At 73.3% G+C, this 21,869-nt stretch carries 18 protein-coding genes; 9 read left to right on the plus strand and 9 right to left on the minus strand.

Annotated elements, in window-relative coordinates:
* Positions 1 to 217: 217 nt before the first annotated feature.
* Positions 218 to 1,453, minus strand: coding sequence for a hypothetical protein (locus ACFV5H_RS03360; RefSeq protein WP_385192517.1), 1,236 nt, complete (start codon positions 1,451 to 1,453; stop codon positions 218 to 220).
* Positions 1,454 to 1,520: 67 nt separating this feature from the next.
* Positions 1,521 to 2,399, minus strand: coding sequence for a hypothetical protein (locus tag ACFV5H_RS03365; protein WP_385192520.1), 879 nt, complete (start codon positions 2,397 to 2,399; stop codon positions 1,521 to 1,523).
* Between the two features lie 372 nt (positions 2,400 to 2,771).
* On the opposite strand from ACFV5H_RS03365, the gene ACFV5H_RS03370 reads away from it, so the two are divergent.
* From ACFV5H_RS03370 to ACFV5H_RS03380, 3 genes are all read left to right on the plus strand, one after another.
* Complete coding sequence (locus ACFV5H_RS03370; RefSeq protein ID WP_030819851.1) at positions 2,772 to 2,975, plus strand: cold-shock protein; 204 nt, start codon at positions 2,772 to 2,774, stop codon at positions 2,973 to 2,975.
* A 238-nt stretch (positions 2,976 to 3,213) separates the two neighbouring features.
* The gene (locus tag ACFV5H_RS03375; RefSeq protein WP_385052383.1) at positions 3,214 to 4,761 is read left to right on the plus strand and encodes a DEAD/DEAH box helicase; all 1,548 of its coding nucleotides are present in this window, start codon (positions 3,214 to 3,216) and stop codon (positions 4,759 to 4,761) included.
* Between the two features lie 350 nt (positions 4,762 to 5,111).
* On the plus strand, positions 5,112 to 5,768 hold the full coding sequence (locus ACFV5H_RS03380; protein ID WP_385052380.1) for a DUF1326 domain-containing protein: 657 nt from the start codon (positions 5,112 to 5,114) through the stop codon (positions 5,766 to 5,768).
* A gap of 18 nt (positions 5,769 to 5,786) precedes the next feature.
* Here ACFV5H_RS03380 and ACFV5H_RS03385 read toward each other — a convergent pair whose 3' ends face one another.
* The 5 genes from ACFV5H_RS03385 to ACFV5H_RS03405 all read right to left on the minus strand — a co-directional run bounded on the left by ACFV5H_RS03385 (position 5,787) and on the right by ACFV5H_RS03405 (position 10,443).
* Positions 5,787 to 6,623: a DUF2182 domain-containing protein gene (locus ACFV5H_RS03385; RefSeq protein WP_385052378.1), complete on the minus strand. Its 837-nt coding sequence runs from the start codon at positions 6,621 to 6,623 to the stop codon at positions 5,787 to 5,789.
* 96 nt (positions 6,624 to 6,719) lie between these two features.
* A complete protein-coding gene (locus ACFV5H_RS03390; protein WP_385192522.1) occupies positions 6,720 to 7,139 on the minus strand; it encodes a hypothetical protein in 420 nt (139 codons plus the stop codon).
* A gap of 57 nt (positions 7,140 to 7,196) precedes the next feature.
* A complete protein-coding gene (locus tag ACFV5H_RS03395) occupies positions 7,197 to 8,396 on the minus strand; it encodes an NAD(P)/FAD-dependent oxidoreductase (RefSeq protein WP_385052372.1) in 1,200 nt (399 codons plus the stop codon).
* A 100-nt stretch (positions 8,397 to 8,496) separates the two neighbouring features.
* The gene (locus ACFV5H_RS03400) at positions 8,497 to 9,441 is read right to left on the minus strand and encodes an RNA polymerase sigma-70 factor (protein ID WP_385192524.1); all 945 of its coding nucleotides are present in this window, start codon (positions 9,439 to 9,441) and stop codon (positions 8,497 to 8,499) included.
* 228 nt (positions 9,442 to 9,669) lie between these two features.
* Positions 9,670 to 10,443 (minus strand): polysaccharide deacetylase family protein, encoded by a 774-nt coding sequence (locus ACFV5H_RS03405; protein ID WP_385052367.1) that lies wholly within the window; start codon positions 10,441 to 10,443, stop codon positions 9,670 to 9,672.
* Between the two features lie 345 nt (positions 10,444 to 10,788).
* Here ACFV5H_RS03405 and ACFV5H_RS03410 point away from each other — a divergent pair, with 345 nt between their 5' ends.
* The 3 genes from ACFV5H_RS03410 to ACFV5H_RS03420 are packed head-to-tail and all read left to right on the plus strand — an operon-like array spanning position 10,789 to position 15,004.
* Positions 10,789 to 13,035: an MMPL family transporter gene (locus ACFV5H_RS03410; protein ID WP_385192527.1), complete on the plus strand. Its 2,247-nt coding sequence runs from the start codon at positions 10,789 to 10,791 to the stop codon at positions 13,033 to 13,035.
* Positions 13,032 to 14,327 (plus strand): sensor histidine kinase, encoded by a 1,296-nt coding sequence (locus ACFV5H_RS03415; RefSeq protein ID WP_385192530.1) that lies wholly within the window; start codon positions 13,032 to 13,034, stop codon positions 14,325 to 14,327. Before ACFV5H_RS03410 ends, ACFV5H_RS03415 begins: the two co-directional genes overlap by 4 nt.
* Entirely contained in the window at positions 14,324 to 15,004 is a 681-nt protein-coding gene (locus tag ACFV5H_RS03420; RefSeq protein ID WP_385051317.1) for a response regulator, read from the plus strand. The genes ACFV5H_RS03415 and ACFV5H_RS03420 overlap by 4 nt, the downstream gene beginning before the upstream one ends.
* Here the strand turns inward: ACFV5H_RS03420 and ACFV5H_RS03425 are convergent.
* A complete protein-coding gene (locus tag ACFV5H_RS03425) occupies positions 14,959 to 16,182 on the minus strand; it encodes an FAD-dependent monooxygenase (protein ID WP_385192532.1) in 1,224 nt (407 codons plus the stop codon). The two genes, ACFV5H_RS03420 and ACFV5H_RS03425, sit on opposite strands and share 46 nt — an antisense overlap.
* The gene (locus ACFV5H_RS03430) at positions 16,179 to 17,573 is read right to left on the minus strand and encodes an MFS transporter (protein WP_385051321.1); all 1,395 of its coding nucleotides are present in this window, start codon (positions 17,571 to 17,573) and stop codon (positions 16,179 to 16,181) included. The genes ACFV5H_RS03425 and ACFV5H_RS03430 overlap by 4 nt, the downstream gene beginning before the upstream one ends.
* Positions 17,574 to 17,810: 237 nt before the next feature.
* Between ACFV5H_RS03430 and ACFV5H_RS03435 the strand changes: the two genes are divergently transcribed.
* The 3 genes from ACFV5H_RS03435 to ACFV5H_RS03445 all read left to right on the plus strand — a co-directional run bounded on the left by ACFV5H_RS03435 (position 17,811) and on the right by ACFV5H_RS03445 (position 21,675).
* Positions 17,811 to 19,862 (plus strand): hypothetical protein, encoded by a 2,052-nt coding sequence (locus tag ACFV5H_RS03435; RefSeq protein WP_385192535.1) that lies wholly within the window; start codon positions 17,811 to 17,813, stop codon positions 19,860 to 19,862.
* 263 nt (positions 19,863 to 20,125) lie between these two features.
* Positions 20,126 to 20,563 carry an NfeD family protein gene (locus ACFV5H_RS03440; RefSeq protein WP_385051324.1) on the plus strand — a complete coding sequence of 146 codons (438 nt, stop codon included), beginning with the start codon at positions 20,126 to 20,128 and terminating at the stop codon, positions 20,561 to 20,563.
* 29 nt (positions 20,564 to 20,592) lie between these two features.
* The gene (locus ACFV5H_RS03445; RefSeq protein ID WP_385192537.1) at positions 20,593 to 21,675 is read left to right on the plus strand and encodes an SPFH domain-containing protein; all 1,083 of its coding nucleotides are present in this window, start codon (positions 20,593 to 20,595) and stop codon (positions 21,673 to 21,675) included.
* Positions 21,676 to 21,869 lie beyond the last annotated feature (194 nt).

The raw sequence follows: 21,869 nt of genomic DNA on the forward strand, positions 1-21,869 counted from the left end.
GTGTCGGTCGGCTGGTCATGTCAGCCGGTCGTGTCGGTCGGCTGGTCATGTCAGCCGGTCGTGTCGGTCGGCTGGTCATGTCAGCCGGTCGTGTCGGACGGCCGGTCATGTCAGCCGGTCGTGTCGGGTGGTCGGTCGTGTCGGACGGCCGGTTGCGTCAGGTGGTCGTGTCGTTCCGACGGCCGCTCAGGATGGCAGGGGGACCGGAGCACGGCGGTCAGTCACCGGTGCCGAAGTCGGTCCAGCCGGTGTCGTCGCCACCGCCACCACCGATGGCGGGTGCTCCGTGGCGGGCGGTGTCCGGCGCCCGCCGTCTCAGCGCGAAGAGTCCGGGCTCACCGGGCTCCTCGTGGGGCAGGCGGAGGACGGCGGCCGCCTCGTCGGCGTCCACGAGGTCGGCGAGGGCCGCCACCGTGCCCGGATCGCTCAGCCACAGCTGTCCCCCGGGTGCGGCCCGCAGGAACGCGGGGACCTCCTGCCAGTAGGCCTCACGCTGCCAGTCCCGGTTGACGCCCAGCAGGTTGCCGCAGGCCACTCGGTGATCCTCCCGGTCCTGCGGGCGGACGACGACCGCCCCGGAGCTCGTCGGCGCCAGGGTGTGGCCGATGAGGCCGGTCAGGACATCGGACACCGGCGCGTCCCCCTCGGCGGCGACCGAGATGCGCGCCCGGTGCAGCCGCCCGGTGTAACGCCGTGCGGCCGCCTCGTACAGAGCGTGTGCCTCCCGGGCGAAGGGGTCGCCCGGTACGGGGGTCCCGTATATGGGGTCGGGCGGCCCCGGCACCGCGAGCGTCCCGAACGCCTGCGCCCTCATCGTCAGGCCCTCGGCGAGTCCGGCGGGGGCGGAGCACGGTTCGAGACACACGCTGACCACCGTCCGCCGCGGTTCCGCGGCCAGCTGGGCCCATACCCGGTCCCAGGAGGGGTCGTGGGCGTCGAACCGGGAGACCGCGGTCGCGATGCGTTCCGCTCCCCAGAACCGGGTCAGGGTCCGGCAGGTGATGCGTTTGCGGATCTCGGCGATCGCACCCGGCCCCGGTACGAACGGGGCGAGCAGACGCTCGATCTCCGCGGTGTCCTCGATCCGGGTCCCCGTCACGTGCGCCGGGAACCGCGCCAGAGCGGGAAGCCCGTCCCGCGCGGCCCGGACCGCGGCCGCCGCGTCGGCGCCGTACCACTGGGCGATGACGACGGTGTCGATCCGCCCGCTCGCCGGATCGCCGATGAAGCGCAGGTCCCAGCGGGCGGTGGTGCGGTCCGTCCAGAGGGCCGCGAGCCAGGTCCGCTCGGCGGCGACCCGGTCCGCCCTGCGCCGGGCTTCGGAGAACTCCGGGTAGAGGCCCCCGGGCAGCGGGGCGGGACTCAGGGAGAAGGCGGCGTGGGCCCAGTGCTCCCCGCTGGGGGCGCCGCGCAGCAGAATGCCCCGCGCGCCCTCCGGAGCGGCTCCGGCCATCCGCGTTTCCCTCCCTGATCCCCGGGCTTCCCCGGGGCCCCGTTGCCTCGGTGACTGCTGGTCCGCCTCAGGTACCGGGCTGCGTACTGCCCGCCGGGGCGCCGCCCGCGGGCCCCCAGGTGCCCGTGGTGTCGAGGCCCGGCGCCGGCGCGGACCTCGCCGGGTCGGCCTGCACCGGCGGCAGTCCCTGCGGGAAGGCGTAGCCGACGGGTACCACGACCTGGTCCACCGCCGTGGCCAGCCCCTCCCGGCACGCCGCGTGCACCGCCTCCCGCATGGCCCGCACGCCCTCGGTCCGCAGCATGATCCGCTCGGGGCTTAGACGGCCCATGACGGACGCGATCAGATCGGTCACGAACCCGCCGATCAGGGCGTACCCGCGACGCGAGCGCCACATCTGCCACCCCAGGTAGAGGCTCGTACCGTACGAGAAGACCGAGACGTAGACCTGGCACTTGCCCTCCGAGAGCACCAGGCGGCTGCGGACCTGATCGCGGCCCAGTCCGGTCGCGATGACCCGTTCGGCGCGGTCGACGGGGATGTGGCGACGCGCGAGCGTGCCCGCGATGGAGACGTACGCCGAGTCGAGGGATCCGCTCCGGTCCGCCAGCAGGACCCGCCATTCGGCGATCGGTTCGACCAGGCGCATCCCGAGCAGGGTCACCCAGAAGGCGGCGCCCGAGGCGATGTACGCCAGCGTGGCCATGACGGCGAATCCCTCGCCGCTGCCCGCGACGAGGAGGAACAGCCCGAAGAAGAAGAGGGGCAGGAACGCCAGGACCGAGGCGAGGAAGGCGTAGACGAACAGCTGGAGCAGCTGCCGCCAGTGGACCGAGTCGTCGAGGGAGGTCTCCACCGGTATGTGCAGCAGATTCTTGTCGAGATACGCGGCGTTGGCGTCCCCGCCTCTCCATCCCGGCAAACTCGTGTATCCGTTGTCGTTCATCTGTCCCCCTGAGTGGTCACGGATCCGAGGTAGCGAGGATTACCCATGTCTGACGGAGCGTCACACACCTCCGAAGGTCTCGAAACCGCCACGATCCACGCCTCCGAGCAGTGACGTACCGCGGCCGGCGCGCACCCGGGATGTGACCCTCGCGTCCGTGACGGGGGGAATAAGCGCCGGGCACGGCACGTATTCCCAGGTCGTCGCCCGGGACGGAATTTGCGATCACGCAGGGCCGATCGCACCGTGCTAGTGTCGGTATCAGTTGCAGGTGTGGTTGCCAGCGGGTTCATTTCCTACGGGTTGATCATCACGGCGACACGGAATTCACGCAGGGTGAATTCCCGATACCGCCTCCGAAGGAGAAAAGACATGGCTACCGGCACCGTGAAGTGGTTCAACGCGGAAAAGGGCTTCGGCTTCATCGAGCAGGACGGCGGCGGCCCCGACGTCTTCGCCCACTACTCGAACATCGTCGCCCAGGGCTTCCGCGAGCTGCAGGAAGGCCAGAAGGTGTCGTTCGACATCGCGCAGGGCCAGAAGGGCCCGACGGCCGAGAACATCGTTCCCGCCTGACACCGGCGCCGACGCGTACTTCGCAGCTGGGGCCCGCACCTCTGGGGTGCGGGCCCCGGCTCGCTGCGTTTCCGGGCGTGTGACGGGGCGGCTCCACCACGTCACCGGCCGGTGACGTATTCTCCGTCGGCCTCTCCGTCGGCCCGGCCCCATCGACTTCGGCTCGTCTCGAGATTCTCTGCGCCGCCCATGTGCTGCGGGAATTCCTTGGTACGCGCCCCATCAAGGAAGGTTCCGCATGAAGCGTGCCCGCACGTCCCGCACCCATGACCGTTCCGGAGGAGGCTCCGGCGCGCCCCGCTCCGGCGCCCCTCGTTCCGGCGCCCCTCGTTCCGGCGGTCCGCGCCGTTCCAAGGGTTCCGGGAACCGGCCGGCCGCACGGGCCGTACAGGGCGAGTTCGCGCCGCCGGAGACGATCACGCCCGCGCTGCCCGCCGTCGAGTCGTTCGCCGATCTCGACATGCCCGCGCGGCTGCTGGACACGCTCGGCCGCGAAGGCGTGACCGCGCCGTTCCCGATCCAGGCGGCGACGCTGCCGAACTCCCTGGCCGGCCGTGACGTACTCGGCCGGGGCCGTACGGGATCGGGCAAGACCCTCGCCTTCGGCCTCGCCGTACTGGCCCGTACGGCGGGACGGCGGGCCGAGCCGCGGCGACCGCTCGCCCTCGTCCTCGTCCCCACCCGTGAGCTCGCCCAGCAGGTCACCGACGCGCTCACCCCGTACGCCCGCGCCGTGGGCCTGCGGCCGGTCAGCGTCGTCGGCGGGATGTCCATCGGCCGGCAGGCCGGTGCGCTGCGCACCGGGGCCGAGGTGGTCGTCGCGACGCCCGGACGGCTCAAGGACCTGATCGACCGGGGCGACTGCGTGCTGGACGACGTCGGCATCACGGTCCTCGACGAGGCCGACCAGATGACCGACATGGGCTTCATGCCCCAGGTCACAGCCCTGCTCGACCAGGTGCGCCCCGACGGGCAGCGGATGCTCTTCTCGGCCACCCTGGACCGCAACGTCGACCGCCTGGTCCGCCGCTACCTGACGGACCCGGTGGTCCACTCCGTCGACCCGTCGGCGGGCGCCGTCACCACGATGGAGCACCACATACTCCACGTGCACGACGAGGACAAGCACCGGACGACCACCGAGATCGCGGCGCGGGACGGCCGAGTGATCATGTTCCTCGACACCAAGCACGCGGTGAACCGGCTGACCAAGCACCTCCTGAGCAGCGGTGTCCGTGCCGCGGCCCTGCACGGCGGCAAGACCCAGCCGCAGCGCACGCGGACCCTGGCCCAGTTCAAGAGCGGGGACGTGACGGTGCTGGTGGCGACCAACGTCGCCGCGCGCGGAATCCACGTCGACAACCTCGACCTGGTCGTCAACGTGGACCCGCCCAGTGACCACAAGGACTACCTGCACCGCGGCGGCCGTACGGCCCGCGCCGGGGAGTCCGGCAGCGTCGTCACCCTGGTGACGCCCGGTCAGCGCCGCGACATGAGCCGGCTGATGGCCTCGGCGGGCATCACCCCCCTGATCACCCAGGTACGTTCGGGCGAGGCCGAGCTGAGCCGCATCACGGGCGCCCAGGAACCTTCCGGCGTCCCGGTCGTCATCGCCGCGCCGCCCGCGGAAAGCCCCCGCGCCGCGTCCTCCCCCTCTCCCTCCCGCAGCCGCCGGGGCCGCCGGGGCCGCGCCGGCCAGGGCCGTCCCGCCGGCCAGGGCCGCCCCGCCGGTGAGGAGGGCCGCCGCAGGACACAGCGACGCCCCGGCTCCGGCCCGGCCGCCTAGAGCCGCCGGAACCGCGAGCCCCCTGTCGGTCCGCTCTCCGCTGTCGCGGGAGGACGACAGGAGGACGGGCGGAGAACCGCGACGACGGAGACACCAGGGCCCTGCCGGCACACGCCGGCGGGGCCCTCACCGTCGTACCGCCGCCTCACCGCCGGGAGGACCTCGCGGGCACGGTGCTCCGGAGCGAGGACGGGTTCCGTACGCGGGCGCCGCCATGGACGGGGTTCCCCCGCCCGGTGGTGAGGTGCAAGCTGGAAGGGAGGCCGCCTCGTCATCCCGGGTGCGGGCTCGGGACACGCGGTCTCGCCACTCCGAGTGGGCCCCCGAGGGCCCGGCAGGAGGGAAGCGAGATGACAGAGCAGGTCACCACCGGTACGCGCTGGCACCTGGCCGGCGACTGGTTCGACGTGTGCAAGTGCGCCATACCGTGTCCCTGTACGTTCGCCCAGCCCCCGACCTACGGCGACTGCGAAGGCGTGCTGGTCTGGCACATCCGGGAGGGCAGCTTCGGCGACGTGCGGCTCGACGGCCTCAACGTCCTGATGCTCGGCTCCTTCACCGGCAACCCCTGGACCGGCACGCACACCGACCCGTACGCCGCGGTCTTCCTCGACGAACGGGCCGACGAGCGGCAGCGCGCCGCGCTCGGGGCCGTCTTCGGCGGTGAGGCGGGCGGATGGCCCGCGCAGTTCGGGGAGATGTTCCACCCCGAGATGCGCGGCATGGACGTCGCTCCCGTCCACGTGGAGATCGACGAGGACCTCGCGACGTGGCGGGCGGAGATCCCCGGCCGGGTCACGGCCACGGCAGAGGCGCTCACCGGCCCGACGACGCCGGACGGCGCACGGGTCCAGGTGCACAACGCGCCCGGCGCCGAGGTCGGGCCGGGCCAGGTGGCCACCTGGGGACGTGCCACCACCGACCGCGCCGACGCCTTCGGCTTCTCCTGGGAACGCTCGGGGAAGTCGAGCAAGCACTTCCGGTTCGACTGGAGCGGACCGGAGTGAAGGACCGGGGCGGCTCGCTCACATTCCGGGCATCGGGGGCACCGTTCCCGTCAGGCCGGGCAGCAGCCGGTCCTGGAACGGGGCGAGTACGGCCAGGACGAGGAACGCCACACCCACGATCCGGGCGAGCAGCGGGCCGCGGGACCACAGCTTCTCCACGAAGACCACCACGGCCAGTCCCGCCATCGCCGCCACGTTCATCACGCCGAGCGGGACCAGGACGGCCATCAGTCCCGCACAGCAGCCGACGCAGTAGGCGCCGTGGTGGACGCCCACCCGCAGGTCGCGGGCCGGCCGGCGGAACGCGGCGTACCGCACCAGCTGCCCCATGGGGTCGCGGCAGTGCCGCAGACAGACGTTCTTGAGGGGGCCGAGCTGGTACAGGCCCGCGAGCAGGAAGGCCACCGCGCCGATCCAGCGTCCCGCCGTCGGACGGTCGTCCACCAGGTCGCCGGTGAGGGCCAGGGCCGCGTAGGCGAGGACCCCGAAGGCGGTCCACACCAGCAGGTACCCGCCCACGAACCCGGCGGTGCGCGCGGCCCGCGCCCGGCCGGAGGACCGCCGGCCGATCCCCCGCACCCAGGTGAGGGCCACCGGTGCCATGGACGGCAGCATCATGGCCGCCGTCATCGTCACCCACAGCAGCAGGAACAGCGGCAGTGCCATCCCCATCGTGCCGGGCCCGACGCCCATGTCCCGGGCCTGCCCGACGGTGAGAATCCAGGCGGGCACCGCGATCAGGACGACCAGGAACCAGGCGACCGCGAGCTCCCGGACCGGCAGCAGACCCCCGCCCGCCCCGGTCGGCGCGGCCGGCCGGGCGGGAGCGAGGGGGGAGGTCCGGCTGTGACGCATGGGCGTGTACTCCTGCCGCCGTCTCCAGGACAGCACGCATTCCCGCGCGCCGCGACCTCGCGCCGCGCGGCCGGGGAGCGTGAGGAGCCCGTCGTGTCAGGCGGGGATCCAGGCGGGCCACCGGGGCGGGACGTTGCCCGCCGGGCAGAGACCCGAGTCGCCGGGGTAGCCGTCCAGGGTCCCCCGCGTCGCGAAGAACCACCAGGCCGGCCAGACCGTCACGACGACCACCAGCAGCGCCGGCAGGAGGACCCGGAGCGCCGTCGCCGGCACGCGCGGTGCCAGACGCCGGCCGGCCGCCCACGCCGCGAGCCCGAAGACCGCTTCGGCTCCCACGACGAGAGGGAGCAGGACGTTGAGTTCGAACCGTCCGCCGGCGTCGAAGCCCGCGTCGCAGTACGCGCGCGCCCAGACGGCCAGTGACCAGGCGGCACCGCCCACGGCGGCTCCGAAGAGCGCGGAGACCGCCCCGGGCAGGCAGGAGCGGGTGCGCGGTGCGTCCAGTGCTGTGTCCACGCCATGACACAACACCGGACGCTCCCTCACGTACAGCCGCGTCCAGCCCTGCCGTGTTCAGGCCGCCGGCCTGAGCGGGGTGACCGGGGCGGCCGGGGCGTGGACCAGGGCGCGGCGGCGGCTCGGAACGCCGAGGGTCGGGTTGGCCACGCTCCAGGCGGCGCCCTTGCAGACCAGCTCCTTGTAGAGGGCGGCGAGGCGTCCGGTCAGGGCCACGTCGACGGAGCGGTCGTCGGCGGTGACGTACTGGATCAGGCCCTCCTTGCGGCCCAGCGAGACGCACTGGTTGAAGTAGCGCAGCGGCGTGTTCGGGAGCTTGCCGCCGGTCAGGCGGGCCGCTATGGCGTCGGCGGCCTGCCAGGCGGTGGGGACGCCCGAGGCGCACGACATCCGCAGCGGCTTGTCACCGGGCCCCTGGACCAGCGCCGCGTCGCCGATGGCGTACACCTCCGGGTGCGAGAGGGAGCGCATGGTGGAGTCGACCACGATCCGGCCGGTTCCGGTGGTCTCCAGGGTGGTGGCCCTGGCGAGCGGGTGGACGGCGAAGCCGGTGGTCCACAGGGTGACCGCGGCCGGGAGGGAGCGGCCGTCGGCGGTGGTGACGCGGTCGGCCCCGACGGCGGTGACGGAGGTCCGTTCGTGCACCGTGACGCCGAGCCCGTCGACGACCTTGCGCAGGTGCCGGCGGCCCTTGGCGGAGAGCCAGTCGCCGAGGTCGCCGCGGACGGCGAGGGAGACGTCGAGGTCCGGGCGGGACTCGGCGATCTCGGTCGCGGCCTCCAGGCCGGTGAGTCCGCCGCCGACCACGACCACGGGCCGCCCCGCGTCCAGGCCGGCCAGGCGCTCGCGCAGCCGGAGGGCGCCGGGGCGACTGGCGATCTCGTGGGCGTGTTCGGCGACACCGGGGACGCCGTGGGTGTCCCAGCCGCTGCCGAGGGCGTACACGAGGGTGTCGTACGTCAGCTGCTCGCTCCCCCCGGTGCCGTCGGTGACGGTGACCGTCCTGCGGTCGGCGTCCACGCCCGTCACCTTCGCGAGTACCGGTTCCACGCCGGTGCCCGCGAACATCTCGCCGAAGGGGCGGGGCCTGAGCTCCTGGCCCACGGCGAGCTGGTGCATGCGGACGCGTTCGACGAAGTCGGGCTCGGCGTTGACGAGGGTGATGGCGACGTCTTCGCGGCGCAGCCGCTTGGCCAGGCGTCCGGCGGCGATGGCTCCGGCGTATCCGGCTCCGAGGACGATGATGCGGTGCTGCATTTCCCTGCTCCTGTCGTCGGCTCTTCGGCGGGTCGCCCCTTGAACCGGGCGGCCCGCCGTTTCCTGACAGGAGCGGGGTGTGGCGTGTGTCACACGGTGTTCAGAAGGCGACGAGCAGGGGTTCCCCGTGGTCGGCGGCAGCCCAGAGCCGGGTCGCGCGTTCCAGCTTGTCGGGGTTCACCTGGCTGCGGATCGCGGTGATGCCCTCGGGGGTGACCGCGAAGCACATGATGCCGACGATCCGGCCGTCGAGGACCGCCACCAGGGCGGGGTCGCCGTTGGCGGTCGTGGCGTGGACGCCGGGCGAGCCGCCCACGATGGCGCGCTTGGCCTTGCCCGGCTTGAACAGGCCCCGCATGAACGTCGCGACCGCGAGCGCGCCCTCGAACGCCTTGGCGCGGGCCGGGACCTTCCCGCCGCCGTCGCCGACCGCGACGGCGTCCTGGGTGAGCAGCCGCACGAGCGGCTCGGTCCGGCCGCTGGTGGCGGCGGCGAGGAACTCGTCGACGACCCGCCGGGCGGCGGCCTCGTCGATCTCGGTACGGGCCTTGCCGTCCGCGACGTGCTTCCTGGCCCGGTGGAAGATCTGCTGGCTGGCGGCCTCGGTGAGGTCGAGGATCTCGGCGATCTCCCGGTGCGGGTAGTCGAAGGCCTCCCGCAGCACGTACACCGCCCGCTCGTTGGGGGAGAGACGTTCCAGCAGCACGAGGACGGCGTACGAGACCGACTCGCGCTGTTCGGCGGTGTCGGCGGGGCCGAGCATCCGGTCGCCGGCGAGCAGCGGCTCGGGGAGCCACTCGCCCACGTAGGTCTCGCGCCGGGCGCGGGCCGAGGTGAGCTGGTTGAGGCACAGGTTGGTGAGCACCTTGGTCAGCCAGGCCTCGGGGACCTCGATGCGGCCGGTGTCGGCGGCCTGCCAGCGCAGGAACGTCTCCTGCACGGCGTCCTCGGCCTCGCTCGCGGAGCCGAGGAGGCGGTAGCCGATGGCCTCCAGACGGGGCCTGGAAGCCTCGAACCGGTCCACGTCCTGCACGGTCAGGGCCATGCTCCGGATCCTAGCCCGGCCCGGTCCCCGGCGGCGCGGGCGGCGGCTCCGGACGCCTGCCGGGACTCCTGCGAAGAGCACCCGGCGTTCCCGCCGGGGACGAACGCGTCCCGGGGCTGCTCCGGCGCGCACTTCCGGTGGACCCCTTCAGCACCGTCGAGCGTCCCTGACGGCCCCGGGTGAACGCCGGTCCCTCCGTGACGTGGTGGTCGCGGAGGGACCGCGGGCTCAGCGCACCGGGAAGCCGAAGGTGTAGCCCTGCTCCTTGAGCCAGGGCAGGACGCGACGCAGGGCGTCGACGGTCTGGGCGCGGTCGCCGCCCGCGTCGTGGAAGAGGACGGTCGGCCCGTTGGAGATCTCCCGCTGGACGGTGGCGACGATGGCGTCGGCGCCCGGCTGCTCGAAGTCCTTGGTGTCCACGTTCCAGCCCAGCGGACGCATTCCCTTGGAGGCGGCCAGTTCGCGGCTGTAGGGGGTGAAGGCCCCGCCGGGGGCGCGGTAGTACATCGACCGTACGCCCCCGGACGCCTTGACGATCATGTCCTCGGCGTCGAGGATCTCCTTCGACTGGTAGGCCTCGGACTTCTTGTCCATGGTGGTGTCGTGCGACACCGTGTGGTTGCACAGCCGGTGCCCGGCCGCGACGACCTCCTTCACGAGGTCCGGGTGGGCCTGGGCCTGGATCCCCGTCACGCAGAACGTGGCCTTCACCCCGTACTCCCGCAGGATGTCGAGGACTTCGGGGGTCCAGGCGGGGTCGGGGCCGTCGTCGATGGTGATGTTGACGCCGCGGGCCCCCGCGTCCGAGGCGTGCGCGATGCTCACGTCGACCGGCTTGGCGTCACCGCCCGGCGTGGCGGACGCGGTCGCCTTCGGCGACGAACCGCCCACGGGGTCGGCCTGCGCGGTCCACACCGAGGCGCCGACGGCGAGCACCGTCACCCCGAGCGCCGCCCCGACCAGCTTGCCGTACCAGCCCCGCCCGCCACCGTGCCGTGCCATGTCCGTCCCGCCCTCGCGTAGTTGCCCGTCGGCCCCGCTCACCCCGGGCCCACCTGACATGACGGAGTCCGGTGCCCTCGGGATGCGTCCGTTACCGATCACGGACAATGCCGGGGGAGTTCGCGGACAACTCGACGGGCGGCGGCCGGACATGACGCGGTACGGCGGTGGAGTCCGCGTCGGCCCGTAGTGCGTACGCACCAGGACACGGGGCGGCTGGTCCGGGCGCACCAGGGGAGGACGGCGGCGGAGGACGATGCCCGCCGGGGGCGCCGGAGGGAAGTGTGGGAGGCGCGCGGATCCCGCGCGTTCCCCTCCCTCAGCGGTGTCTGGAGTGATCGGCAAGTGGCGACGTATCTGTACCGGATCGGACGGTGGGCCTTCCGGCGGCGCCGGCTCGTGGGCGGTGTGTGGCTGGGCGTCCTGCTGCTGGCCGTGGTCGCCGCGGCCGTGGCGCCGGCCGGGGAGGAAGAGGAGCTCTCCATGCCCGGCACCGAGTCGCAGAAGGCGTTCGACCTGCTGGACGAGCGCTTCCCGCAGAGCAACGCCCAGGGCGCCGAGGCCCGCCTGGTGTTCCGGGCCCCCGAAGGGCAGCGGGTGACGGCCACGGAGAACAGGGCGGCCGTCGAGGACACGCTCGGTTCGCTGGACGGGGGCGGCCAGGTCGCGTCGGCCGCCGATCCCTACGAGACCGGCGCCGTCAGCGAGGACGGCACCATCGCCTACTCCACGATCACCTACACCGTGGGCGCTCTCGACCTGACCGAGGCCACGAAGAGCGCCCTGGAGGACGCCGCGGACCGGGGCCGGGACGCGGGGCTGACCGTGGAGATCGGCGGCTCGGCCCTGGAGGCGGAGGAGGAACCGGGCGGTACGACGGAGATCGTCGGAGTGCTGGTGGCGGCGGTGGTGCTGGTCCTCACCCTCGGGTCGCTGGCCGCGGCCGGACTGTCGCTGCTGACCGCCCTCCTGGGCGTGGCCATCGCCTTCGGCCTGGTCACCGCGCTGGCCGTACCGCTGGGCCTGACGTCCACCGTCGCCATCCTGGCGCTGATGCTGGGGCTGGCGGTCGGCATCGACTACGCGCTCTTCATCACCTCCCGCTTCCACGACGAGCGCGCCCGGGGCAGTGTGCCGGAGGAGGCCGCCGGCCGGGCGGTGGGCACGGCCGGGTCCGCCGTCGTCTTCGCCGGCGCGACCGTCCTCATCGCCCTGGCCGGGCTGGGAGTCGTCGGCATCCCCGAACTCACCAGGATGGGCCTGGGCGGTGCGGGCGCCGTGGCCCTCGCCGTACTCGTCGCGCTGACCCTCACCCCCGCGCTGTTCGGCTTCTTCGGCCGGCGGGTACTGCCCCGCGCCTTCCGCAAGGCCGGCCGTACGGCCGGCGTCCGCCCGCACGCGGTGCCCGCCACGGCCGGCCGGCCCGGGCTCGCCATCCGCTGGGCGCGGTTCGTGCTGCGCCGGCCGGTCGCCGTGCTGGTGACCGCCGTACTCGGTCTCGGCGCCGTCGCCGCACCGGTGCTGAGCCTCGAACTCGGGCTGCCCGGGGACGAGTCCAAGTCGGTGCAGACCACCCAGCGGCGCGCCTACGACCTGCTGTCGGAGGGCTTCGGTCCCGGCTTCAACGGCCCGCTGACCGTGGTCGTGGACACCGCGAAGTCCGTGGACCCCCGCGCCGCCACGGACCTGGTCGTCAGGACCGTACGGGACGTGGACGGGATCGCGTCGGTCGGCGACCCGGTGCTCAGCAAGGCCGGGGACACGGCCCTCCTCACCGTCGTACCCGGGACCGCGCCGAACAGCGGCGAGACCAAGGACCTGGTGTACGCGCTGCGGGATGCGGGTTCGGAGGCCGGGGCCGACACGGGCGCCGGCGTCTTCGTGACCGGCAGGACCGCGCTGAACATCGACATCTCCGAGGCCATGGCCGACGCCCTCCTTCCCTACCTGACCATCGTCATCGGCCTGGCGGTGCTCCTGCTGCTGGTGGTCTTCCGCTCGGTCCTGGTCCCGGTCAAGGCCGCGCTCGGCTTCCTGCTGTCGGTGGGTGCCGCCTTCGGCGTCCTCGTCGCCGTCTTCCAGTGGGGCTGGGCGGCGGACCTGCTCGGCATCGAGCAGACCGGACCGGTCATGTCGCTGATGCCGATCCTCGTCATCGGCATCGTCTTCGGCCTCGCCATGGACTACGAGGTCTTCCTCCTCACCCGGATGCGGGAGGCCCACGTCCACGGTGCGTCCCCCGGCGAGGCGATCGTCAACGGGTTCCGGCACAGCGGACGCGTGGTGGCCGCGGCGGCGATCATCATGATCAGCGTGTTCGCCGGATTCGTCGGGATGAGCAGCCCGACCATCCAGACGATGGGCCTCGGCCTGGCCTCCGCCGTCGCCTTCGACGCCTTCGTGGTCCGGATGGCGATCGCCCCCGCGGTCCTGGCGCTGCTCGGCCACCGGGCCTGGTGGCTGCCCCGTATCCTGAACCGCGTGCTGCCGAATGTGGACATCGAGGGCGAGGCACTGAGCAGGCGGGACCCGGCCTCCGCGACCCGGCCGGACGCGGTGGTGCCGCCGCTCCCCGCCGGCCGCCGGCCATGACACACACACGTGACGGCCTCCCGCGGCCACGTGCCACGTGGCCGCGGGAGGCCGCGATCGCGGCGACGGCGTTCGTGCTCTGTCTGCTCGGCGGCGTGGTGCAGGTCGACGACACGCTGGCACCGCCGTCCGCCGCCGCCTACGTCGTCGCCGTGGCGTCCTGCGCCGTGCTGCCGGTACGGCACCGGGCGCCCCTGGCCGCGCTGGCGGCCACGACCGCGGTCGGTGTGCTGGTGCCGCCCCTGGGTCTCCTGCTGACCCCGCTCATCGTGGCCCCCGCCGTGATCACCGCCTACTCCTACGTGCTCGCCGCGCGCACCGAACGCCGCGCGGCGGGCGCGGTGCTGTTCGCTTCCGCGGTGCTGGCCGCCACCACCCCTCTGTCCGGGGGCTTCTCGTGGAAGGACGCGAGCAGGATGGGAGTGATGGCGGCGGTCCCGCTGGTGGCAGGCGTACTGGGTCACTCGGTGCGGAACCGGCGGGCCTATCTGGAGGCCGTGGAGGAGCGGGCCCGGCGGGCCGAGGAGAGCCGGGACCGGGAGGCGCGCAGACGGGTGTCCGAGGAACGGGTGCGCATAGCGCGGGAGTTGCACGACCTGGTGGCCCATCAGATCACCCTGGCCAACGCGCAGGCCACGGTCGCCGCCCACCTCTTCGACACCCGCCCGGAGCAGACCCGCAAGAGTCTGAGGGAGCTCGTCGAGACCACCGGTCACGCGCTCGACGAGCTGCGGGCCACGGTCGGTCTGCTGCGGCAGTCCGGGGACGCGGCCGCGCCCGCCGAACCGGCGCCCGGACTGGCCCGGCTCCCCACGCTCCTGGAGTCCTTCCGCCGCGCGGGCCTGGAGGTGTCGGTGCGGCAGGAGGGCACGGCCAGGCCGCTGCCGCCGGGAGTGGACCTCACCGCCTACCGCATCGTCCAGGAGGCCCTGACCAACGTGACCAAGCACGCCGGTACCGGCAGTGCCCGGGTGCGCCTCGTCTGGAACCGCGATCGCGTGACCGTCACCGTCGCCGACGACGGCAGGGGCACCCGTACGGGGCCGGGTACGGCCACGACGGCGGACCGTCCGCCCGGTCACGGTCTGATCGGGATGCGTGAACGGGCCACCGCGGTAGGGGGACGGCTCTCCGCGGGCCGGCGCCCGGAGGGCGGCTTCCTCGTCTCCGCCCGGCTGCCCCTCCCGCCCGCCAGGGAAACGGAGCGGGGGACCGACGGAGCGACAACCACCGAGGAGGACCGGATGGCCGACGGACGGACGGGCGACGGAACGGCCGGGGACGCGCCATGACGCTCCGGGTGCTGCTCGCCGACGACCAGGCCCTGCTGCGCGGGGCCTTCCGGATGCTGCTCGACAGCGCCGACGACATCACCGTGGTCGGTGAGGCCGGCGACGGCAGGGAGGCGGTGCGGCTCACCCGGGAGCTGCGCCCGGACGTGGTGCTCATGGACATCCGGATGCCCGAGGTGGACGGTCTCACCGCCACGGCGGAGATCTGCGCGGACCCGGAACTGCGTGCCAGCCGCGTCCTGATCCTCACCACGTACGAGACCGACGAGTACGTCGCCCAGGCGCTGCGCGCGGGGGCCGGCGGCTTCATCGGCAAGGGCATCGGGGCCGAGGACCTGGCGGACGCGGTGCGGACGATCGCCGACGGCGACACCCTGCTGTCCCCCGCCGCGACCCGCTCCCTGGTCGCCCGTTTCCTGGCCACACCGGACGCCGTCCCGCCGCACCACGCCGAACGGCTCGCCGTGCTCACCCCGCGCGAACGCGAGATGGTGGCCCTGGTCGCGACCGGCCTGTCCAACCAGGAGATCGCCGAGCGGATGCACCTCAGCCCCTTCACCGTCCGCGCCCACGTGCAGCGCGCCATGACGAAGCTGGAGGCCCGCGACCGGGCCCAGCTCGTCGTCATCGCCTACCGGACGGGCCTGGCCCACGCCGGCCCCGACCGGTTGTCGTAGTCCTCCGGAAGTGCGAGGGCCGAGTGGGCGGGGCGTACCGGCGCGGAGGGCATGGTGACGAGGCCACGCAGCATGGCGTTGCGCCGCTCCAAGGACCCCGCCGTGGTGGGGAAGAGCGTGGCCGCGCCGTTGTCGACCAGTGCCTGGTTCAGGTCCACGAATCCGCGGAGGCCGCGTTCGTGGGCGGCGAGTGCCGCGGTGTGGTCCCGGTGCGTGGCCAGGGCGTGGGCGAGCATGTAGGCACCGACCAGGGCGAGGCTCGACCCCTGTCCGGTGAGGAACGAGGGCGCGTACGCGGCGTCGCCGACGAGCGCGACACGGCCCTGGGACCAGTGGGGCATACGGATCTGACCGGCCGTGTCGAAGAACAGGTCGTCCGCGTCGCGCAGGGCGGCGACCATGCCGGGGACCTCCCAGCCCGCGCCCGCGAAGGTCCTGGCGACCAGCTCCCGCTGGGCGTCGGGGTTCCGGAGGACGTCCGACGGCGGCTGCGGCCGGTGGAAGTTCAGGAAGGCGTGCAGCGCGTCGCCGGCGCCCCCGACGGCGTAGAGGGCCGCGGCCTTCCCCGGGGTGTTCCACATCACGATCTCGCGGGAGAGCCCGAGGGTGTTCGGCATGGTGAAGAGGGCGAAGCAGTAGCCGAGGTGGCGGTGGAACCGCTCCTCGGGGCCGAACAGGAGCTCCCGGGTGTGCGAGTGCGTGCCGTCGGCGCCGACCACCAGGTCGAACGTACGCCGTCGCCCACCGCGGAACGTGACGTCGACCCCTTGCCCGGACTGGTCGAGGGTGTCGACGGAGTCGTCGAAGAGGAACTCCACGTCGTCGCGGACCAGCGCGTGGAGGCTCGCGGTCAGCTCCCCGCGGCGCACCTCCAGGTCCTGCCCCTCGACGCTGCCGGCGACGGCGTGCGCCTTGACCGAGGCCACCTCACCGCCGTCGGCGTCCAGGAACGTGGCGCGACGCGAGTCGATGTGCGCGTCCCGCAGCCGCGGCAGTATCCCCATCCGCCGGACCACCTCGATCGCGGTCCCGCGGACGTCGATCGGGTAGCCGCCGTCGCGCGGTGCGCCCGCCTTCTCCACCACGGTGACCGCGAACCCGTACCGGTGCAGCCAGTACGCCAGGGCGGTCCCGGAGATACCGGCCCCGGAGATCAGAACCGTGCGCTTCCTGGTCATGCCTGGACCTCTTTCTTCGTGATGCGGACGACGGGCAGGGACAGTGCGGCGACGAGGCCGGCGACGGCGAAACCGGTGACGAAGGCCGATTCGGCCGTCAGGCCCGTCACCGGGTCGGTCCCGGCGTCGAGGATCGCGGCGCCGGCCTGGGCGCCGAGGGCGATGCCGATCACGCGGGTCACCACGAGCAGGCTGGTGGCGATGCCGGTGTCCTCGGCCTCGACGGCGGTGGCGGTGCCGGCGAGCAACGCCGTGGTGCCGACGCCCGCGGCGAACGCGGTCAGCACCTTCGCGAGGACGAGCTGCCATGCGGCGGTGTGCACCGACGCCAGGGCGATCAACGTGGCCGCCGTGACGACGGTGCCCACGACGACCACGGCACGCGGACCGAAGCGCCGTGCCGCGAGACCGCCGACCGAGTCGCTCACCGCCCCGGCGACGGCGCCGGGCAGCAGGAACAGCCCGATGTCGGTGGTGCCGGCCCCGAAGCCGTACCCGTCGGCCGGGACCGCGAACAGCTGCGGGAGCAGGAGGACCACCATCCCGAAACTGGCGGTGATGACGAAGGTGAGCACGAACGCGTCCCGCATCGCGGGCTTCGCCAGCATGCGCAGATCGACCATCGGCGCGGCCGACCGGCGCTCCACGACGACCCACCCGGTCGCGAGGGCGGCCACGGCCACCACGAGGGCACCGGCCGCGAGGGGCGGCAGGCCGGAGCCCGTCACCGTCACGAGCCCGACCATGAACGCGAGCAGCGTGCCGCTCAGCAGGACCACGCCGGGCCAGTCGATCCGGTCGTCCGGCCGGATCGGCGGATCGTGCGGCATCAGCCGGGTCACGGCCAGCGTCGCCGCGACGACCGCGATCGCCGGCAGCGCGAACATCCAGTGCCAGGAGAGCCCTTCCGCGATCGGCCCGGCGACCGCCGTCCCCACCATGCCGCCGCCCGTGAACAGCGCGACGACCACCCCGATCGCCACCTGCGACTCCCCTGCCGGGAGGTGTTTGCGCACCAGGATGAAGGAGAGGGGCAGCGCGCCCACCATGACGCCCTGCAGCACCTGACCGAGCAGCAGCACCGGCAGGTTCGGCGCCAGTCCGGCCAGCAGACCACCGGCCGAGACCAGGGCCGCCAGCCGGACCAGCACCCGCTTCCCGCCGTACCGGTCACCGAGTTTGCCCGCGACGGGCGCGGTGACCGCGCCGGTGACGAGTAACGCGTTGGCGACCAGGGCCCCTTCGCCGGGACCGACCCCCAACTCGTCCTGCAGCAGCGGGAGCGCGGGCTCCACCACCGACTGCAGGGTGCCGAGGGCGAGCGCCAGGAAGCCGAGGGCGCCGATCGACAGCCTCCCGATACGGACCGGGGAAACCACAGTTCGGGACATGGACGTCCTTCATGTCGTCGGGTGAGGGTGAACGCGCGAGATGCACGCGCCTCCCACACTCCCCTCCGGCGCTCCGCCGGGCATCGTTCCCCGACGCCGTCCTGTCCTGGTGCACCCGGACCAGCCACCCACGTGCCCTGGTGCCTGCGCACCACGAGGATCGCGCTGTCGGCCCGGGAGGTGACGGCCCGTCGGGAGCCGTGCTCCGTTGTCGGACCCGTACGTCATGATCTCTTCGTGGAGCGTTCGAGCGCGGTACGGGGAGACGGGATGACGGCGGGCGAGCTGCTGACGGCGCGGGCCGGGACGGCGGCCCTTGACGACCACGGCGTGGCGACCGCGCTGGGCGGTCTCGTGGACGGCTCGGGGTACTGGAGCGGCAAGGGGGCGCTGGCCGGTATCGAGCGGACGGGGCGCTACCTGGCCGGGCGGGAGGGACAGGGGGAGGGGCCGGGCAGGGCGGGGGAGGGATCCTGGTCGCGGTTCATCGGGCGGATCGGTGCCGTGGCGCTGCGCGCCGCCGTGGAGCCCACCCGCGACGAGCGGCGCCGGCGGCTGCTCGCGCTGCTGGAGATCTGGGCGGACAGCCCCTTCGCCGATTCCCGCACCCGGATACGCACGGGGCTCGTGCGGGTGGCCGAGGGCGGCCCCGAGGCCGTCCGGGACGAGCGGGGGGCGGCTGTCGCGGTCGGCTGGTCCGCCGGAGGGCTGCGGAAGTTCGTCGACCTGCGGGCGGGGGAGGCGGATCCGCCGGGCCTGGGGACGATCGAGGAGGTGACCGACGTCCCGCGCGGGGGATGGGGCGGTGCGGGGCAGGTGCGCCGGCTGGTGGACCTCGTCCGGGAGCGCGGGCCGGTGCCGTGGGACCTCGACGCGGTGGCCGTGCTGCGGGACGGTACGGGGATGGGCCGGGCGGCGGCGTCCTTCGCCCTGGCGGGGATGCTCGCCGGGGGGTATCTGCCGCACCTCGACGACCGGGAGCGGAGGATCCACCGGCTCAAGGTGGCCGAGGTCGAGGACGGCGTCCGCGAGCCCGGCCGGATGCGCCCGCTCGACCGCCTCGAACTGCTGGCGGACGTACTGCCCGAGGACCCCGCCGAGCTGTGGGAGCCGCAGGGCATGCGCGCGGTGGCGGAACGGATCGCGCACGCCTGGCGGGAGCGGTACGGCAGGCGGACCGTGGTCCCGGAACGCACCTTCGACACGTTCATCGAGGTGGATCGGGCCCGGCTGTCGGCGGGCCGCTTCTGCGCGGTGTTCACCGACCACGCCTCGATACGCGGTATCGGCTCGAACCTCGACACCTGGATCCGGAACAGCGACTTCCGTCCCTTTCCGACCGCCGCCGAGGGCTGGGACCTCATCGACTTCGAGGACACCCTGCACGTCGTCGTGCCGAACCTCTTCCGGGTCTACGCGGAGCTTCCCGCCGGTGACCCGGTCCGCGCCGGGGCACCCGGCCTCGTACGGGCGCTGCGGGAGCGGCTGAACCACCCGGGCCTGCTGCTGGACGCCGGCCACCTCCACCCCACGACGGGACGCGGGGTCGCCGATGTGCACGACAGGTTCGGCTCGCGTCCCTACGCCGGCCCGGAACCGCTGGACGTCGCGAGCGTCGACGACGGACTGACCGTGGTCGTGGACGGCGTCGTCGACCGCAGAGGCATACGGTCCGGGCCCAAGCTGTACTTCCGCCCGGCGTTCTACGGCGACGACGAACGTTCCCGGACGCTGCGGGAGGCACGGTCGGACTCCCCCTACGACCCCGACGTCGAGCTGGTCGAGTGGCTGCGCGGACCGGCCTGCGCACGCATCGTCGAACGGATCGAGGACTCCTCGCCGCCCCCGGGGACGTACGAGACGAACCCGGTGCTCTCCGCGCCCGACGTACTGGGACGGGCCGCCGGCGGACTCGGCGTCGACGAGGACGCGGCGGCGCTCTACCTGCAACTGTTGACCCTGTACGCGCCGAGCGACCGCGACATCCGTACGTGGAACGGCTGGAAGCCCGCCCGGCACCAGAAGGCCGCCGCCGTGCTGGCCGAGCACGGCCTGGCCGTCGAGGACAGACGCGCGCGTGCGGGCCGCGGGCTCTTCCTGCCGGGCGAGTGGATCCACGCCGGCAAGCCCTACCAGCCCATGGAGGCGTGGAAGGCGGAACTGCTCGGCGTGAAGCGCTCCTACAACGGCCGGCTGGAGAACCCGCTTCCCCTCCCGACCCGTACCTTGCCGGAGTTGTTCGCCCGGGCGTGGGAGCTGGTCGAGGGGGGACGGGGGCCTTCGGCGTGAGACCTCGCGCCCCGGCCCTCGCGGCTCGGCGATCCCGACCCCCCGGCCGGGGGCCCGGGCGACGGGGAGACCGTACGGATCACCGGCCGGCGTCCGCCAGGTCCCGCCGCGTACGGATGTGATCGTGCACGGGCTCTGCCCCCGCCCCCTCACCGGGGCCGGGTGGGCGCCCGGCGGCCGGGAACCACAGGTGCCGTGTCTGTTCCGCCCGGCGGTCCGGGCGGTAGCTTGGTGGACAAGGCCCCTGAAGAAGGGCGGACGCGATGCCGTGGTTCGTATGGCTGCTCGCCGCCGCGGCACTGGGTGTCGCCGAGTTCTTCACCCTGACACTCGTCCTCGGGCTGCTGGCGGGCGCCGCGTTGGTCGCCGCCGTGGTCGCCGGGGTGGGAGTCGGCCTTCTCGGCCAGCTCCTGGCCCTGGCGGCGGCAGCGGCGGCGGGCCTCCTCCTCGTCCGTCCCGTCGCGCTGCGCCACATGGCACAGCAGCCCCTCATGCACGAAGGCAGTGACGCGCTGATCGGCAAGCGGGCCGAGGTCGTGCAGGAGGTCACCGCGACCCGCGGCCTGGTCAAACTGTCCGGCGAGGAGTGGTCCGCCCGCGCCTACGACGAAAGCCTCGTGATCCCGGTGGGCGCGCTGGTGGACGTCATGGAGATCGAAGGCGCCACGGCCCTCGTCTACCCCCGCGAACTCCTTCCGTGAACGGCTGAACACACAGCAACGGAGGCACTGTGGATCCAGTTGTCGTCCTCACCCTCGTGGCCGTCATCGTCGTCGTCTTCCTCATGGCCTCCGCCGTGCGGATCGTCCCGCAGGCGCGCCGCTACAACATCGAGCGGTTCGGCCGGTACCGCCGGACGCTGCAGCCCGGCCTGAACCTGGTCCTGCCGGTGGCGGACCGCGTCAACACCAAACTCGACGTGCGCGAGCAGGTCTACTCGTCCGACCCCAGACCGGTGATCACCGAGGACAACCTCGTGGTGAACATCGACACCGTGCTGTACTACCAGATCACCGACCCGCGGTCGGCGGCCTACGAGGTCGCCGACTACCTGCAGGCGATCGACCAGCTCACCGTGACCACGCTGCGGAACGTCATCGGCAGCATGGACCTGGAGGAGACCCTCACCTCGCGTGAGGAGATCAACTCCCGGCTCCGCGCCGTCCTCGACGACGCCACCGGCAAGTGGGGCATCCGGGTCAACCGCGTCGAGATCAAGGCCATCGATCCACCGGCCACCATCAAGGAGGCGATGGAGAAGCAGATGCGGGCCGAGCGCGACAAGCGCGCGGCCATCCTGCACGCCGAAGGGGAACGGCAGGCCAAGATCCTCACCGCGGAAGGCACGAAGCAGAAGGACATCCTGGAGGCGCAGGGCACGCAGCAGGCCATGATCCTGCGTGCGGACGGCGAGGCGAAGGCGGTGGAGCTCGTCTTCCAGGCCGTCCATCGCAACAACGCCGATCCGAAGGTCCTGGCCTACAAGTACCTCGAGACGCTCCCGCACCTGGCGAGCAGCGACAACAACACGTTCTGGGTGATCCCGGGGGAGCTGACCGAGGCGGTCCGGACCGTCACCCGAGCCTTCGGTGATCAGCCGACGGAGGGTCCTCCCCGGACCGCGCGACCGGAGGAGGCGGCCACCGCCGACGCCACCCCGGCCGAAGGCCGGCCTCCGGAGCTCGACGCCGCCGCGGCCGCTCACGAGGCCGAGAAGCAGGCCGCCGCCGCGGTGAGCGACGCCAAGGCGGAGGCCGTCGAGGCCGCGCAGTCGTCCCGGACGCCGCACCGGGGGCAGACGTCCGCTGGCTGAACCCACAGGGCCCGCCGGGAGGCGTCCGGGACTCCCGGCCGGACCGCGCACGTCACTCACGGCGCCGCCCGTCGCCGCCGCCCGGCGGGGAACCCGGGGTGCGTCTCGCGGGCGTCGCCGGCGCTGAGGAACAAGTCGTCGGAGCGGCCACCGGGTCTCTGTGCGCCGTCCACGGCGCGCAGGGCCGGCGCCCG

This window comes from Streptomyces sp. NPDC059787, from assembly GCF_042732315.1.
GTDB lineage: Bacteria > Actinomycetota > Actinomycetes > Streptomycetales > Streptomycetaceae > Streptomyces > Streptomyces atrovirens.